Here is a 13876-nt window from a genome sequence, read left to right as displayed (position 1 = left end):
GCCCGGGTCAGCAGGGCGTCCACGGCCGCGTGCCCGTCGGGCCCGAGCGAGCTCGGCCGGCCGCCCCACGCAGGGTGGCCGGCCGCCGCCGTCTCAATGGCCGTTCAGTGGCCCAGCACGGGGTGGGGGACGTACGGGGCCTCCAGGCGGGCGATCTCCTTCTCGTCCAGCGTCACCGACGTGGCCGCGATGGCGTCCTCCAGGTGGGCCAGCTTCGTGGCGCCCACGATCGGGGCGGTCACGGCCGGGCGGGACAGCAGCCAGGCCAGGGCGATCTGGGCCGGGGCCACCCCGCGCTCGCGGGCCACCTCGGCGTTGACGTCCACGACGGCGAAGTCGTCGTCGTTGTACATGGCGCTGAACGCGTCGTTCTTCGAGCGGGTCGTGCGGCGATCGTCGCCCGGGCCGCGGTTGCCGGCCAGCATGCCGCGGGCGAGCGGGCTCCACGGGATGACGCCGACGCCCTGGTCGAGGCAGAGCGGGAGCATCTCGCGCTCCTCCTCGCGGTACACCAGGTTGTAGTGGTTCTGCATCGACACGAACTCCGTCCAGCCGTTGCTGCGGGCCGTGTGCTGGGCCTTCGCGAACTGCCAGGCGTACATGCTCGACGCGCCGATGTAGCGGGCCTTGCCCGAGCGGACCACGTCGTGGAGCGCCTCCATCGTCTCTTCGATCGGGGTGTCCGGGTCCCAGCGGTGGATCTGGTAGAGGTCGACGTGGTCGGTGCCCAGCCGGCGCAGCGAGTTGTCGATGCCGGCCAGGATGTGCTTGCGGGACAGGCCCGAGTCGTTGGGGCGGTCGCTCATCGCGCTCCACACCTTGGTGGCCAGCACGTAGTCGTCGCGCCGCGGGAAGTACCTCGCCAGCAGCCGCCCCGTGACGACCTCGCTCTCGCCGAGCGAGTACACGTCGGCGGTGTCGAAGAACGTGATGCCGGCCTCGACCGCGCGCCGCACGAACGGGTCGGCGGCCTCCTCGTCGAGCACCCAGTCGCGCCACTTCGGGGAGCCGTAGCTCATCATGCCGAGACAGATTTCCGAGACCTTCAGGCCGGTCCGGCCGAGTCGCACCTGTTGCATGTCTGAAAAGCTAGCGCCGTGCGCACCGTTGGACGACTGCATCTCATCACCGACACCCGCCCCGGTCGCGACGCCGTGGCCGTCACGGCGGCGGCGCTGCGGGCCGGGTTCGACACCGTGCAGGTTCGCCCGGAGGACGCCGTCACCGACCGCGAGGCGTACGAGCTGACCGTGCGCATCCTGGAGCTGTGCCGGGCGCACGACGCGGTGTGCCTGGTCAACGACCGGCTGCACCTGGCCCTCGCGGCCGGCGCCGACGGCGGCCACGTGGGCGCCGACGACCTGCCCGTCGCCGCCGCCCGCCGGGTGCTCGGCCCGGACGCGATCCTCGGCGCGACCGCGCGCGACCCCGCGCAGGCCCGCCGGGCGGTCGCCGACGGTGCCACCTACCTCGGCGTCGGGCCCGCGTTTGCCACGACCACGAAGACGGGGCTGCCGGACGCGATCGGCCCGGCCGGCATCCGGGCGGTGGCGGAGGCCGTGGACGTGCCGGTGGTGGCGATCGGCGGGGTGACCGCGGCGCGGGCCGCCGAGCTGTTCGCGGTGGGCGCCCACGCGGTCGCCGTGGTGGGCGCGGTCAGCACCGCGCCCGACCCCGGTGCGGCCGCCGCGGCGTTCGCGGCGCTGGTGCGCCCATGACCGCGGGGATTGTCGGCGCCGGGATGATCGGCCTGGCCTGCGCCTGGGAACTGCACCGGCGGGGCGTGGACGTCACCCTGTACGACCCGGACCCCGCCCGCAGCGCCGCGCTGGTGGCAGCCGGCATGCTGGCGCCCACCGCCGAGGCCAACTTCGGCGAGGAGGCGCTCCAGTCCCTCATGCTCGAGTCGATGCGCCGCTGGCCGGCCTGGGCCGCCGACCTGGAGACGGCCACCGGCCAGGCGGTCGGCTACCGCACCGAGGGCAGCCTGCTCGTCGCGCTCACCGACGACGACCTCGCCGAGGTGCGGCGGATGGTCGGGTACTACCGGCGGGCGGGCACGCCGATCGAGCCGCTGACCGGCCGGCAGCTGCGCGAGCTGGAGCCGCTGCTCTCGCCGCGCGTGCGGGGCGGCGCGTTCGCGGCGGGTGACCACCAGGTCGACCCGCGCCTGGTCCTGCGCGCGCTGCGGACGCTGCCGATCCCGGTCGAGCCGCTGGACGTCACCGACCTGACCATGATCCGTTCCAAGCCGCGGGACGGTGTGACGGTCGTCGCCAACGGCGTCGGCGCTGCTGCGCTGACCGGGCTGCCGGTCCGCCCGGTCAAGGGTCAGCTGCTGCGGCTGCGGGCCGCCGAGCCGCTCCTCCGCCACGTCGTGCGGGGCGTCGCCCTGGGGCGGCACGTGTACCTCGTGCCGCGCGCGGACGGCGAGCTGGTCGTCGGCGCCACCGAGGAGGAGCGGGGGGCCGACACCACCGTCACCGCCGGGGGCGTGCTCGACCTGCTGCGACCGGCCGCCGACCTGCTGCCCGGCGTCGCCGAGCTGGCCCTCACCGAGACCCTGGCCGGCCTGCGCCCGGGCACCCCGGACAACGCCCCGATCCTCGGTCACCTGGGTGACGACCTGCTGGTGGCGACCGGCCACCACCGCAACGGCGTGCTGCTCGCCCCGGTGACGGCGCAGGTCATTGCCGACCTGATCACCAAGGGATCGACCGATGTCGACCTGGCGCCGTTCGGGGCGGTCCGCTTTACCTGAGCCGGGCGGCGGGGTTATGGTCGAGGCGTACCCCACGGGAGTCCGGTGTGACCGGGCTGAGAGGGGGGCTGTGAGCCCCCGACCGTCGAACCTGATCCGGGTCATGCCGGCGCAGGGAGGCAGGAGTGAGCCGTATGCAGCTCGTGGTCAACGCCGTCGCATCGACCGTCGACGACAGCATCACCGTCGCCGACGTCGTGCACCAGCTCGCCGGGCCCGACCCGCGCGGGGTGGCGGTCGCCCTCAACGGCGACGTCGTGCCCCGGGCGCGGTGGGCCGACACCCACCCGTCCGACGGCGACCACGTCGAGGTCCTCACGGCGGTCCAGGGTGGCTGAGCTCGCCGAGCGGCCGGCCTCGCCGGCCGGGGACACGCTGGAGATCGCGGGCGAGGCGCTCGCGTCGCGGCTCATCCTGGGCACCGGCGGGGCCACCAGCCACGCCGCGCTGGAGGCGGCCGTCCGGGCCAGCGGCACCGCGCTCGTCACGGTCGCCCTGCGCCGGCTCGATCCGGCCGCGCCCTCGCTGCTCGAGGTCGTCGAGCGCTGCGGCGTGCGGATCCTGCCGAACACCGCCGGCTGCTACACCGCGACCGAGGCGGTGAAGCTCGCCCACCTGGCGCGGGAGGCGTTCGGCACCCCGTGGGTCAAGCTGGAGGTCATCGGCGACGAGGACACCCTCCTGCCGGACGGCGTCGAGCTGGCCGCGGCCGCCGCGCAGCTGGTGGAGGACGGGTTCACGGTCCTGCCGTATACGAGCGACGACCCGATCCTCGCCCAGCGCCTCGCCGACGTCGGGTGCGCCGCGGTCATGCCGCTCGGCGCGCCGATCGGCTCGGGCATGGGCATCCGCAACCCGCACAACATCGCGCTCATCCGCGACAAGGTCCGTGTGCCGGTCATCCTCGACGCGGGCATCGGCACCGCGTCCGACGCGGCGCTCGCGATGGAGCTGGGCTGCGACGGGGTGCTGCTCGCCTCCGCGGTCACCCGGGCCGAGCACCCGGCGCGGATGGCCGGGGCGATGCGGCTGGCCGTCGAGGCGGGGCGGCTCGCGTACACGGCCGGGCGCATCCCGCGCCGCCTGCACGCCACCGCGTCGAGCCCCACCGGCGGGCTGCCGTGGTGACGCCCGGGCTCATCGTCTTCACCGACCGCCGCCAGGCCACCCGGCCGCTCGACGAGGTGGTCAACCGGGCGATCGACGGCGGGGCGCGGATCTTCGTGCTCCGCGAGGACGACCTGCCGGCGGGGGAGCGCGCGGAGCTCGCCGGCCGGCTCGGCGCCATGATCGGCGGGGCCGGCGGGGCGCTCCTGCTGGAGGAGGGGCCGCGGCTGCGCAAGTGCCACGACCTGGCCGAGCTGGTCGCCGCGGCCGACGACGGCGTCGACTACGCGACCCTGTCGCCGATCTACCCGACCCGCTCCAAGCCGGGCTACGGCCCGCCGCTCGGGCTGGCCGGCCTGGGCCGGATGGCGCTCGCGGTGTCCGTCCCGGTGTACGCGCTCGGCGGCGTCGACTCGCCCGCCCGGGTGCGCGACTGCCTCGACCAGGGCGCGGCCGGCGTCGCCGTGATGGGCGCCGTCATGCGCGCCGACGACCCGGCCCGGTTCGTGAAGGAGCTGCTGACCGCATGAACCCCGTCGTGGCGCTCACCATCGCGGGATCCGACTCGGGTGGCGGGGCCGGGATCCAGGCCGATCTCAAGACGTTCGCCGCGCACCGCGTCTTCGGTACCAGCGCGATCACCGCCCTGACCGCGCAGAACACGGTCGGGGTGCGGGGCATCTCGGCGGTGCCGGCCGCGTTCGTCGGCGAGCAGCTCGACGCGGTGCTCGCCGACCTGCCGGTCGCGGCGGTCAAGACCGGCATGCTCGCCACCCCGGAGACCGTGGCCCTCGTCGCCAGCTTCGCGCCGCGGCTGCCCGGGCTGGTCGTCGACCCGGTGCTGGTGGCGTCGTCCGGCGACCGCCTCTTCACCGCCGACGCCGAGCGCGCCTACCTCGACCTGCTCTTCCCGCACGCCACCGTGGTGACCCCGAACCTCCGGGAGGCGGCGGTGCTGCTGGGCCGCGAGGTCACCGACGTCGACGACGCGGTGAAGGCCGCCGAGGACCTCGCCGCCTACGGGCCGGCGTGCGTCGTGGTCAAGGGCGGGCACCTGCGCGGCAGCGCGGAGGCCGTCGACGTGGTCTGGCACGCCGGCACGACCGAACTGCTCACCGCGCCGTGGATCGACACGGCCAACAACCACGGCACCGGGTGCACGTTCGCGGCGGCGACGGCCGCCCGGCTCGCGCTCGGCGAGCCGCTCGCCGAGGCGCTGCACGGCGCGAAGGCGTACGTCCACGAGGCGCTGTCACGCTCGGCCGGCTGGACGCTGGGGTCCGGTCACGGCCCGCTCGACTGGGGCCCGTTCCGCTAGTACCCGCTGTTCGACCAGTACCCGCTTTATTTCGACACTCCTGCGCCGGCCGGCTCAGGAGACGCTGCAGTCTGCCCGAAAGAGGGAGCTCGCGCATGAAACGCAAGGTGTACGTCCAGGGCTCGCGGCCCGACATCCAGGTCCCGTTCGCCGAGGTCGACCTCACCGGTGACAACCCGCCGGTCCGGCTCTACGACACGTCCGGGCCGCTGAACGACCCGCCGGCCGGCCTGCCCGCGCTGCGCGCGCCGTGGATCGCGGAGCGGGGCGTCGAACGAACGCAGCTGTACTACGCGCGGCAGGGGATCGTGACGCCCGAGATGGAGTTCGTCGCGATCCGCGAGGCGGTCGAGCCGTCCGTCGTCCGCGAGGAGATCGCCGCGGGCCGGGCGATCCTGCCGAACAACGTGAACCACCCGGAGAGCGAGCCGATGATCATCGGCAGCCGGTTCCTGGTGAAGGTCAACGCCAACATCGGCACCTCGGCCGTCACCTCCGGCGTGGAGGAGGAGGTCGCCAAGCTCACCTGGGCGACGAAGTGGGGCGCGGACACGGTCATGGACCTGTCCACCGGCAAGCACATCCACGCGACCCGGGAGGCGATCATCCGCAACTCGCCGGTGCCGATCGGGACGGTGCCGCTGTACCAGGCCCTGGAGAAGGTCGGCGGCGACCCGCTGAAGCTGTCGTGGGAGGTGTACCGCGACACGATCGTCGAGCAGGCCGAGCAGGGCGTCGACTACATGACGGTCCACGCGGGCGTGCTGCTGCGGTACGTGCCGCTGACCGTCGGGCGGGTGACCGGGATCGTGTCGCGGGGCGGTTCGATCATGGCCGCCTGGTGCCTGGCGCACCACGAGGAGAACTTCCTCTTCGAGAACTTCGCCGAGCTTTGTTCGTTGTTCGCGAAATACGACATCGCCTTCTCGCTCGGCGACGGGCTGCGGCCCGGGTCGATCGCCGACGCCAACGATGAGGCGCAGCTGGCCGAGCTGCGGACCCTCGGCGAGCTGACGAAGATCGCCTGGGAGCACGACGTCCAGGTGATGATCGAGGGGCCCGGGCACGTGCCCATGCACAAGATCAAGGAGAACGTCGACCTCCAGAAGGAGTGGTGCCACGACGCGCCCTTCTACACGCTCGGCCCGCTCACGACCGACGTGGCGCCGGCGTACGACCACATCACCTCGGCGATCGGCGCCGCCATGATCGCCATGTACGGCACCGCGATGCTCTGCTACGTCACCCCCAAGGAGCACCTGGGCCTGCCCAACCGCGACGACGTCAAGGCCGGGGTGATCGCCTACAAGATCGCGGCGCACGCGGCCGACCTGGCCAAGGGGCACCCGGGCGCGCAGGCGTGGGACGACGCGCTGTCGAAGGCGCGCTTCGAGTTCCGCTGGGAGGACCAGTTCAACCTGGCGATGGACCCGGACACGGCCCGCGCGTACCACGACGAGACGCTGCCCGCCGAGCCTGCGAAGACCGCCCACTTCTGCTCGATGTGCGGCCCGAAGTTCTGCTCGATGAAGATCTCGCACGAGCTGCGGGACCTGGGGCTCAGGTCGAAGTCCCGCGAGTTCGTCGAGACTGGTGCGCAGCTGTACTCCTAGCGTGGACTAGGGTCTGACGGGTGGAGTCCTCAGCACCCCGCACCGCCGTCGTCTGGCGGGTCCTGCGCGACGAGCTGGCGCGGGCCGGCCGCCCGATGACCGCCCTCGATGTCGGCGGCGGCACCGGCGGGTTCGCCGTGCCGCTCGCCCGGGCCGGCCACACGGTTACCGTCGTCGATCCCAGCCCCGACGCCCTGGCGGCACTCATCCGCCGGGCGGCGGAGGCCGGGGTCGGCGAGCGGGTCAGCGCCGTCCAGGGTGACGGCGACGGTCTGGCCGATCTGGTACCGCCGGAGAGCGTCGACCTGGTGCTGTGCCACAGCATGCTCGAGGTCGTCGACGACCCGCACAAGGTCGTCGCCGCGCTGGCCGCGACCCTGCGCCCCGGCGGCGCCGCCAGCGTGGTGGTCGCCAGCCGGGCCGCGGCGGTGCTGGCCAAGGCGATCGGCGGGCACCTCGCGGCCGCGTCGCTGCTCGTCGCCAGCCCCGACGGCCGCGGCGACACGCGCGACCGGCTGCGCCGGCGGTACTCCGCCGAGACCGCCACCGAGCTGCTCAGCGAGGCCGGGCTGACCGTGGAGCAGATCCACGGGGTCCGGGTCGTCGCCGACCTGGTGCCCGGCACCGTCGCCGAGAGCGAGCCCGAGGCCCTCCAGGCGTTCGAGCTCGCGCTGGCCGGCCTCCCGCCGTACCGGGACATCGCCACGCAGCTGCACCTCCTGGCGCGGAAGTCCTGATGGGGCAGCTCGACCTGCTGCCGCCCCGATACGGGCAGGCCAGCCTGGCCGAGGTGATGCCCAGCGTGCTGAGCGTGCTCGGCATGCCCTACGAGCGCGACGCCCTCGGCCTCGGCCCGGCCCTGCAGGGCGTGCGCCGCGTGGCGGTCGTCCTCCTCGACGGCCTGGGCTGGCACCAGCTGGGCATCGCCGCGCCGCACGCGCCCACGCTGACCGACATCATCGGCGGCCGCCTCGGCACCGCGCGCTCGATCACCTCGGGCTTCCCGTCGACGACCCCGGTCAGCCTGGTCACGCTCGGCACCGGCGCGCCCCCCGGCGCCCACGGCATCGTCGGCATCACCCTCAACCAGCCCGGCACGGACAAGATCGTCAACCACCTGCACTGGACCGACGAGCCCGACCCGGCCGCCTGGCAGCCGCTGCCCACCGCCTTCACCCGCGCCGCCAACGCCGGCCTCGTCGCGACGGTCGTGAGCAACCCGGCCTTCGAACGCAGCGGCCTGTCCGTCTCCGCCTACCGCGGCGCCCGCTTCGGCGCCGGCGTGGTGGCCGACGCGGTCGCCGACTCCATGCTGTCCGCGGTCCGGGACTCGCACCTGGTCTACGGCTACCTGCCGGACGTCGACCGCGCCGGCCACGACTACGGCATCGGCACCGGCGAGTGGCGCTCGGCCGTCTCGTCGGCCGACCGTCTCCTGACCCGCCTGATCGACGGCCTGCCCCCGGACTCGGCCCTGGTCGTCACGGCCGACCACGGCCAGCTGGACATCCCCGCGGACCGGCGCCTGGACCTGGACCTGGACGCCCGCCTGCGCGACGGCGTGGCGGTGGTCGCCGGCGAACCCCGCGTCCGCTACCTGCACGTGATCCCGGGCGCGCTGGACGACGTGATCGCCTCCTGGCGCGGCGTCCTGGGCGACGGCGCGTGGGTGGTGCCGCGCGATGAAGCGGTGGCGTCCGGCTGGTTCGGCCCGATCCCTCAACAACACCTGGCCCGCGTGGGCGACGTGGTGGTGGCCTGCCGCGACCGCTGGGTGGTCATGGCCAGCGCCCACGAGCCGCCGCGGTTGCGGCAGATGATCGCGTTCCACGGCTCGAGTACGGCGGCGGAGATGCAGATCCCGCTGCTCGTGGTCCGCCGCTGACCCTGCCCGCCCCGCCTCGCCTTGCGCCCCGCCCCGCCTTGCGCCCCGCCCCGCCTTGCGCCCCGCCTCGCCTCGCCTCGCCTCGCCTCGCCTCGCCTTGCGCCTCGCCTTGCCCCGCCCCGCCGCGTCTGCCCCAGCCCTGCCCATTGGCCCCGCCATGGGCCGTCTCCGCGCCTTTCTCGCTTGCGCCGCTGTACCGGCATTGATGCATCAGTTCGGATGCATCAGTTCGGATGCATCAGTTCGGATGCATCAGTTCGGATGCATCGGAACGGATGCATCGAAAACGATGCATCAGAAGCGATGCCCTTGGTGGGGTTGCCGTCGGGCGGCGTTCGACGGGCGCAGTGGTTGTCCTGTGGGACCGCCAGGAGGTCGTGGCGCGTGTGGGGGACCGCCGCGCCGCTCGCTGCGCTGGATCAGGCCTGATGCATCCGTTCTGATGTATCAGAAATGATGCATCAAAAGCGATGCGTCTCGTGTGGCTGGTAGGGCCCAGCGTTCGGTCAGCGTGTGGATTGCTGACGCCAGGTCCGGGCCCGGGGACAGGGTGCACAGGTTGTCCTGCACGATCGTCAGGAGGTCGCGCCTTGCGCGGGCGACCACCACGCCGGGGCGGCCTGCTGACGGGTCGCCGTCGAGTACGGCCACGCGGGCCCGGGTGATGCCCAGCCGGCCGGCGCCGGTGAGGAACGTGGCGTCGGCGAAGAGTAGAGGGACGCGGTGGGCTCGGGTCCAGCCGGCCACCAGGAGTACGGCCAAAGCCTCCGCGGTCAAGGCGCGCACGGCGCCCTCGTCGGGGCGGATGATCAAGCCCGGCGCGATGCACGCCACCTCTTCCGGGTGGCGGCGGCGGAGCCCCTCCAGTGCGGCGACGACCGGTGCCAGCGGCGACGTCATCGCGAGGAGGGCCATGCCAGGAAGGTAAGGCATACCTAACTTCGAGTCAATTACACGGCTGTCCGGCTCGGGCGGCCGGAATTGTCAGAGGGTCCCGCTAGGGTTCGCGTTGTGGGGCGAAGTCAGGTGGTGCCGCGCGACGGGGCGGGGTCGGGGGAGTTCGGGCCCGGGGCCGACGACACCGGCTGCACAGTGCTGCACGTGGACATGGACGCGTTCTACGCGTCGGTGGAGGTCCGCCGGAGACCGGAGCTGCGTGGCAAGCCGGTGATCGTGGGCGGCGCCGGGCCGCGCGGGGTGGTGTCGGCGGCGAGCTACGAGGCCCGGAAGTACGGGGTTCACAGCGCCATGCCCGGCAGCCGGGCGCAGCGGCTGTGCCCGCACGCGGTGTTCCTGCCGCCGGACTTCACGGCGTACGGCGAGGCGTCGCGAGCCGTCATGGCGATCTTCAGAGACGTGACGCCGCTGGTCGAGCCGCTGTCGCTCGACGAGGCGTTCCTCGACGTGGCCGGCGCGCGGCGGCTGCTCGGGCGGCCCGCCGAGATCGCCGCGCTGATCCGCAAGCGGGTCGCCGAGGAGCAGCGGCTGACCTGCTCGGTCGGGGTGGCGCCGACGAAGTTCATGGCGAAGCTCGGCTCGACCCGGGCCAAGCCCGACGGCATGGTCGTCATCCCGGTCGACCGGGTGCTGGAGTATCTGCATCCGTTACCCGTGGCGTCGGTGTGGGGTGTCGGCGAGAAGACGGCCGAGACCCTCCAGAGGCTCGGCCTGCGGACCGTCGCGGACCTCGCCGCGGCGCCCGTGGGCATGCTGCGGGCCGCCGTCGGCGACGCCGCGACCGTCCACCTGCACGAGCTGTCCTGGGGGAGGGACCCCCGGCGGGTGATTTCCGAGCACGTGGAGAAGTCGATCGGCGCCGAGACGACGTTCGACGTCGATGTGAGCGACCTGTCAATCATCCGACGGACGATGCTGGCCCTGTCGACGAAGGTCGCCCAGCGCCTGCGCCACGCCGGCCAGGCCGGTCGCACCGTGTCGGTCAAGATCAGGCTGGCCGACTTCCAGACGCTGAGCCGGTCCCGCACCATCGAGGTCCCCACCGACGTCAGCCGCGAGATCTTCGAGATCGGCTGGTCGTTGTTCCAGGCGGCGCGGCCGGGGGAGCGGATTCGCCTGATCGGGGTACGCGTCGAGGGCCTCGTCCAGGCCGACGGCGCGCCCCGCCAGATGACGCTCGGGGAGCGCGACCACGGCTGGCGCGACGCCGAGCGGGCGGCCGACGCGGTGGCCGCGCGGTTCGGGTCGGGGCTCGTGAAACCGGCCAGCCTGCTCGGCGGCGACGGGTTGCGCCAGGATGGAAACGGCGCCGCACCCGCCCAGGAGCGGGCAGGAGAGTCCCAGACGCGACACAATGGAAGGACCTAGGAGCCACACTCGGCGGAAAATCGGCACGGCTGGACCAACGTCCCGCTTTCCGACGGGTTGACCCCCTCGTAAACTTGCCAGTACGCAGCCGTCCGGCTGTGCCGGACTGCCGGTCCATCAGGACCGGCCTTCGCGACCGGGGAGGAGTGCCGTGCCGCTCTCGGAGCACGAGCAGCGGCTGTTCGAGCAGATCGAGCGGTCGCTTGCCGAGGATCCCAAGTTCGCGTCTGCGGTGCGCGCCACCGACCCGCGGTTCCATGCCAAGCGCCGGATGATCGCCGCCCTGGTGTTCCTCATCGCCGGCATGGGGCTGCTCGTCTACGGTGTCGCCATATCCGTCCCGCCACTCGGCGTCGGCGGATTCGTCGTCATGCTGGGCGCCCTGGCGTTCGGCATGCAAGCGTACCGGCGCGGCCAGACCACCGACCTGCACGTGGTCGGCGGCACCGCCTCCCGCCGCACCCGTTCCCGTCGTGGTGGCCTTGTCGACCGCCTGGAGGAGCGCTGGCGCCGTCGCCCCGAGGGTGACGTCTGACCTTCGGGTCCCAGTCGCGACTCCAGCGGGCGGCCAGCCGCCCCTCGGCACTCCGTTGAGTGGCGCGCGCCTCGTGAAGACACGAGGCTGCGCGCCACTCGCGCTTTCCGTGGGCAGAACCGATGAACTGAGCGACATTTCCGATATGTCCGATCGACTGCGCCCCGGCGGCCCGCCGCTCCATGATCAAGGGAAACATCTGGTCGTTATGGCAGCCAGAAGTTTCCCTTGATCATGGGGTGTGAGAGGGCGCCCAGGCGGGGAAGCGCCACCGAGATCAACCGCGGCCGGCGCTCAACCGGTCAGGACGCCAGCTTGCGGTGTGGCGGCCGGACAGTGAGAGCGAACGGCAAGAAAAGGGGCGCCTGCCGGACTGCGGCGGGCGCCCCATTCGGTACGAACGGTCAGCGGTCGGCTCTCCTGGCCACGAAGCGGCGGACGCTCAAGGCCCGCATCAGCTGGTCCCAGCCGCGCCCCAGGGTCAGGGAGACCGTGCTCGAGCGGTTGGCCGCCGCCACACGCCAGCGGCGCAGGACCGACGGTGGCAGCACGACCGCCAGGATGCGGGTCTTGCGTGGGGCCCGGGCGGCGAACGCCGACTGGACGTCCGACACCGCCGCGCGGAGCTCGCGGCCGGTCAGCGGGCGGCGGGCGTACCGCGCGTGCTCCTCGGCCGTGCTCAGGAGGTGGACGCCGGTCTGGGCCTTGTCGCGCAGGCGCTCCTTCTGGACCAGGCGGTCGACCGTCGCGCGCGGGGTCTCGGCCTCGTCGGTGGGCACGTGGTAGTCGATCATGAGGTCGACGAGTTCGTCCCAGGCGCTGTGGGCGTCGGCGCGGGCCCGGACGTAGGACTGGTCGTCGATCGGCAGGACCGTCATCGTGGGCGCGTCCGGGGGCGAGCCGGGTGGCGTGTGCGCCACGGGCGCCGGGCCCGGGGCGGCCACCGTCAGGCGACGGCGGCGGATCCGGTTGCGGGCCAGGGCCGGCGACAGGAGCAGCAGCAGGAGGATGAGTCCGCCGCCCGCCCAGGGCGCGACGGCGGCCGTCGTCTCCAGGAGCGAGGCCTCCTTCGGCCCGGTGTCGCCGGTGGTCGTGCCCGGGTTGTTGCCCTGGTCGGAGCCGGGGGCCGCCGCGCTCGACGACGGGTCGGCGCCCGGGTCGGCGCCGCCGCGGTCGACCGGGTCGTCACCCACGACGGTGTCGTCGGTGCGGGGGAGGTACGACGGCGTGACCGAACCCGGGATCGCGGTGGCCGGCGTGGCGTCGAACGGCAGCCAGCCGAAGCCGGGGAAGTAGACCTCGGTCCACGCGTGCAGGTTGATGTTGGTCAGGGTCATCGTGTCGCCCTGCCGGTCGCCGCCGCGGGCGAAGCCGAACGCGACCCGCGACGGGATCTTGGCCTCGCGGAGCAGCCAGCCGAAGGCGGCCGCGTACTGCGAGCAGTAGCCCCGCTTGTTCTGCAGGAAGTCGACGATCTTCGTGCCGCTGGTGTCGGGGCCGGTCGACGTGTCGTAGACGAAGCCGTTCGAGGGCGCGAAGAAGTTGTAGATCGCCAGGACCTTGTCCAGCTCCGTCGTCTTGCCCTTGGTGAGCTCGGCGACGAGGTTCTTGACGTACGTGTTGGCCGGCGCCGACAGCACGTCGCGCAGCTGCGGGTCGTTGGTGTTGATCGGGTCGGCGTTGCGCAGGTCGTCGTTGGTGATGTCGGGGCGGACGTACTCGACCGTGTACTTCTTCTTGGCCGACGTCTGCTTGTTCTTGCTCGCGTAGACGACCGAGGTACGGCGGTCGAAGGCCCACTCGCTGTCGACCTTCTCGATCTTGGTCGGCCAGACGTAGATCGGCAGGTAGGCGATCGCCAGCTCGTTGGTGATCTCGATGTTCGCCTTGTACGTCGTGGTCTTGACCGACGGTTCCCACGTCGGGCCGGCGATGCCCGAGTTGACCGACTGGCCGCCGGTGATCGGCTTGCCGTTGAAGCCCTTGTTGGTCAGCTCCTCGAGCACGTTGAACCGCAGGTAGAACGGGTTCTTGTCGTTGACGTTGGTGACCTTGATCATGTCGGTCTTCTTGGAGCGGTTCAGCTGGCCGTCGAGCAGGGCGAACATGCTCACGGACCGGCCGCTGCCGCCCCCGCCGCCGATGCCCGGCCCGCCGCCGGCCCCGCTGCCGAAGCGCTCCAGGATGCCGGCCGGCATCGCGAAGGGCAGGAGCGGCAGCAGTACCGCAGCCGTCACGCCCACCGCCCCGAGCCGCTGCCCGGCCGCGGCGAGCGGCGACGGCTCCCACAGGTCGACGTCGCGCCCGTCGCCGGTGAAGCGGCGGCCGAAGC

At 72.9% G+C, this 13876-nt stretch carries 13 protein-coding genes, 1 pseudogene and 1 riboswitch; of the genes and pseudogenes, 11 read left to right on the top strand and 3 right to left on the bottom strand.

Translation table 11 applies throughout. From position 1 onward, the window contains the following. Positions 1–104 precede the first annotated feature (104 nt). Positions 105–1079, bottom strand: coding sequence for an aldo/keto reductase (locus tag ABZS66_RS55775; protein ID WP_354772136.1), 975 nt, complete (start codon positions 1077–1079; stop codon positions 105–107). Positions 1080–1097: 18 nt separating this feature from the next. On the opposite strand from ABZS66_RS55775, the gene thiE reads away from it, so the two are divergent. The 9 genes and pseudogenes from thiE (at position 1098) to ABZS66_RS55730 (ending at position 8684) form a co-directional block, all read left to right on the top strand. Further along, positions 1098–1718 carry a thiamine phosphate synthase gene (gene thiE / locus ABZS66_RS55770; protein ID WP_354772134.1) on the top strand — a complete coding sequence of 207 codons (621 nt, stop codon included), beginning with the start codon at positions 1098–1100 and terminating at the stop codon, positions 1716–1718. Next, positions 1715–2740: pseudogene (thiO, locus tag ABZS66_RS55765) on the top strand (glycine oxidase ThiO); the annotation flags it as partial. The gene thiE and the pseudogene thiO, both read left to right, overlap by 4 nt. A 46-nt stretch (positions 2741–2786) precedes the next feature. Continuing rightward, positions 2787–2897: riboswitch (TPP riboswitch) on the top strand. Then, positions 2896–3099 (top strand): sulfur carrier protein ThiS, encoded by a 204-nt coding sequence (thiS, locus tag ABZS66_RS55760; protein ID WP_354772140.1) that lies wholly within the window; start codon positions 2896–2898, stop codon positions 3097–3099. Its footprint overlaps the riboswitch before it by 2 nt. A gap of 37 nt (positions 3100–3136) precedes the next feature. Next, entirely contained in the window at positions 3137–3889 is a 753-nt protein-coding gene (locus tag ABZS66_RS55755) for a thiazole synthase (RefSeq protein ID WP_354772138.1), read from the top strand. Continuing rightward, a complete protein-coding gene (locus ABZS66_RS55750; protein ID WP_354772132.1) occupies positions 3886–4398 on the top strand; it encodes a thiamine phosphate synthase in 513 nt (170 codons plus the stop codon). The genes ABZS66_RS55755 and ABZS66_RS55750 overlap by 4 nt, the downstream gene beginning before the upstream one ends. Continuing rightward, on the top strand, positions 4395–5186 hold the full coding sequence (thiD, locus tag ABZS66_RS55745) for a bifunctional hydroxymethylpyrimidine kinase/phosphomethylpyrimidine kinase (RefSeq protein WP_354772130.1): 792 nt from the start codon (positions 4395–4397) through the stop codon (positions 5184–5186). Before ABZS66_RS55750 ends, thiD begins: the two co-directional genes overlap by 4 nt. Positions 5187–5281: 95 nt before the next feature. Further along, complete coding sequence (thiC, locus tag ABZS66_RS55740; protein WP_354772128.1) at positions 5282–6799, top strand: phosphomethylpyrimidine synthase ThiC; 1518 nt, start codon at positions 5282–5284, stop codon at positions 6797–6799. Between the two features lie 20 nt (positions 6800–6819). Further along, positions 6820–7536 (top strand): methyltransferase domain-containing protein, encoded by a 717-nt coding sequence (locus tag ABZS66_RS55735; RefSeq protein ID WP_354772126.1) that lies wholly within the window; start codon positions 6820–6822, stop codon positions 7534–7536. Continuing rightward, a complete protein-coding gene (locus tag ABZS66_RS55730) occupies positions 7536–8684 on the top strand; it encodes a nucleotide pyrophosphatase/phosphodiesterase family protein (protein WP_354772124.1) in 1149 nt (382 codons plus the stop codon). Before ABZS66_RS55735 ends, ABZS66_RS55730 begins: the two co-directional genes overlap by 1 nt. 447 nt (positions 8685–9131) lie before the next feature. Here the strand turns inward: ABZS66_RS55730 and ABZS66_RS55725 are convergent, their stop codons facing one another. Further along, positions 9132–9599 (bottom strand): hypothetical protein, encoded by a 468-nt coding sequence (locus ABZS66_RS55725; protein ID WP_354772122.1) that lies wholly within the window; start codon positions 9597–9599, stop codon positions 9132–9134. A 96-nt stretch (positions 9600–9695) separates the two neighbouring features. On the opposite strand from ABZS66_RS55725, the gene ABZS66_RS55720 reads away from it, so the two are divergent. Together ABZS66_RS55720 and ABZS66_RS55715 are read left to right on the top strand one after the other, a co-directional pair. Next, positions 9696–11009, top strand: a complete 1314-nt coding sequence (locus tag ABZS66_RS55720) for a DNA polymerase IV (protein WP_354772120.1) — start codon at positions 9696–9698, stop codon at positions 11007–11009. Positions 11010–11160: 151 nt separating this feature from the next. Continuing rightward, positions 11161–11544 (top strand): DUF3040 domain-containing protein, encoded by a 384-nt coding sequence (locus tag ABZS66_RS55715; protein WP_238007708.1) that lies wholly within the window; start codon positions 11161–11163, stop codon positions 11542–11544. Positions 11545–11948: 404 nt separating this feature from the next. Here the strand turns inward: ABZS66_RS55715 and ABZS66_RS55710 are convergent. Further along, on the bottom strand, positions 11949–13876 hold a 1928-nt coding region (locus ABZS66_RS55710; protein ID WP_354772118.1), incomplete at its 5' end, for a transglutaminase domain-containing protein.

It is taken from the genome of Dactylosporangium sp. NPDC005572, assembly GCF_040605515.1.
Taxonomy (GTDB): Bacteria; Actinomycetota; Actinomycetes; order Mycobacteriales; family Micromonosporaceae; genus Dactylosporangium.
This window is presented reverse-complemented; position numbering and strand designations above follow the sequence as displayed.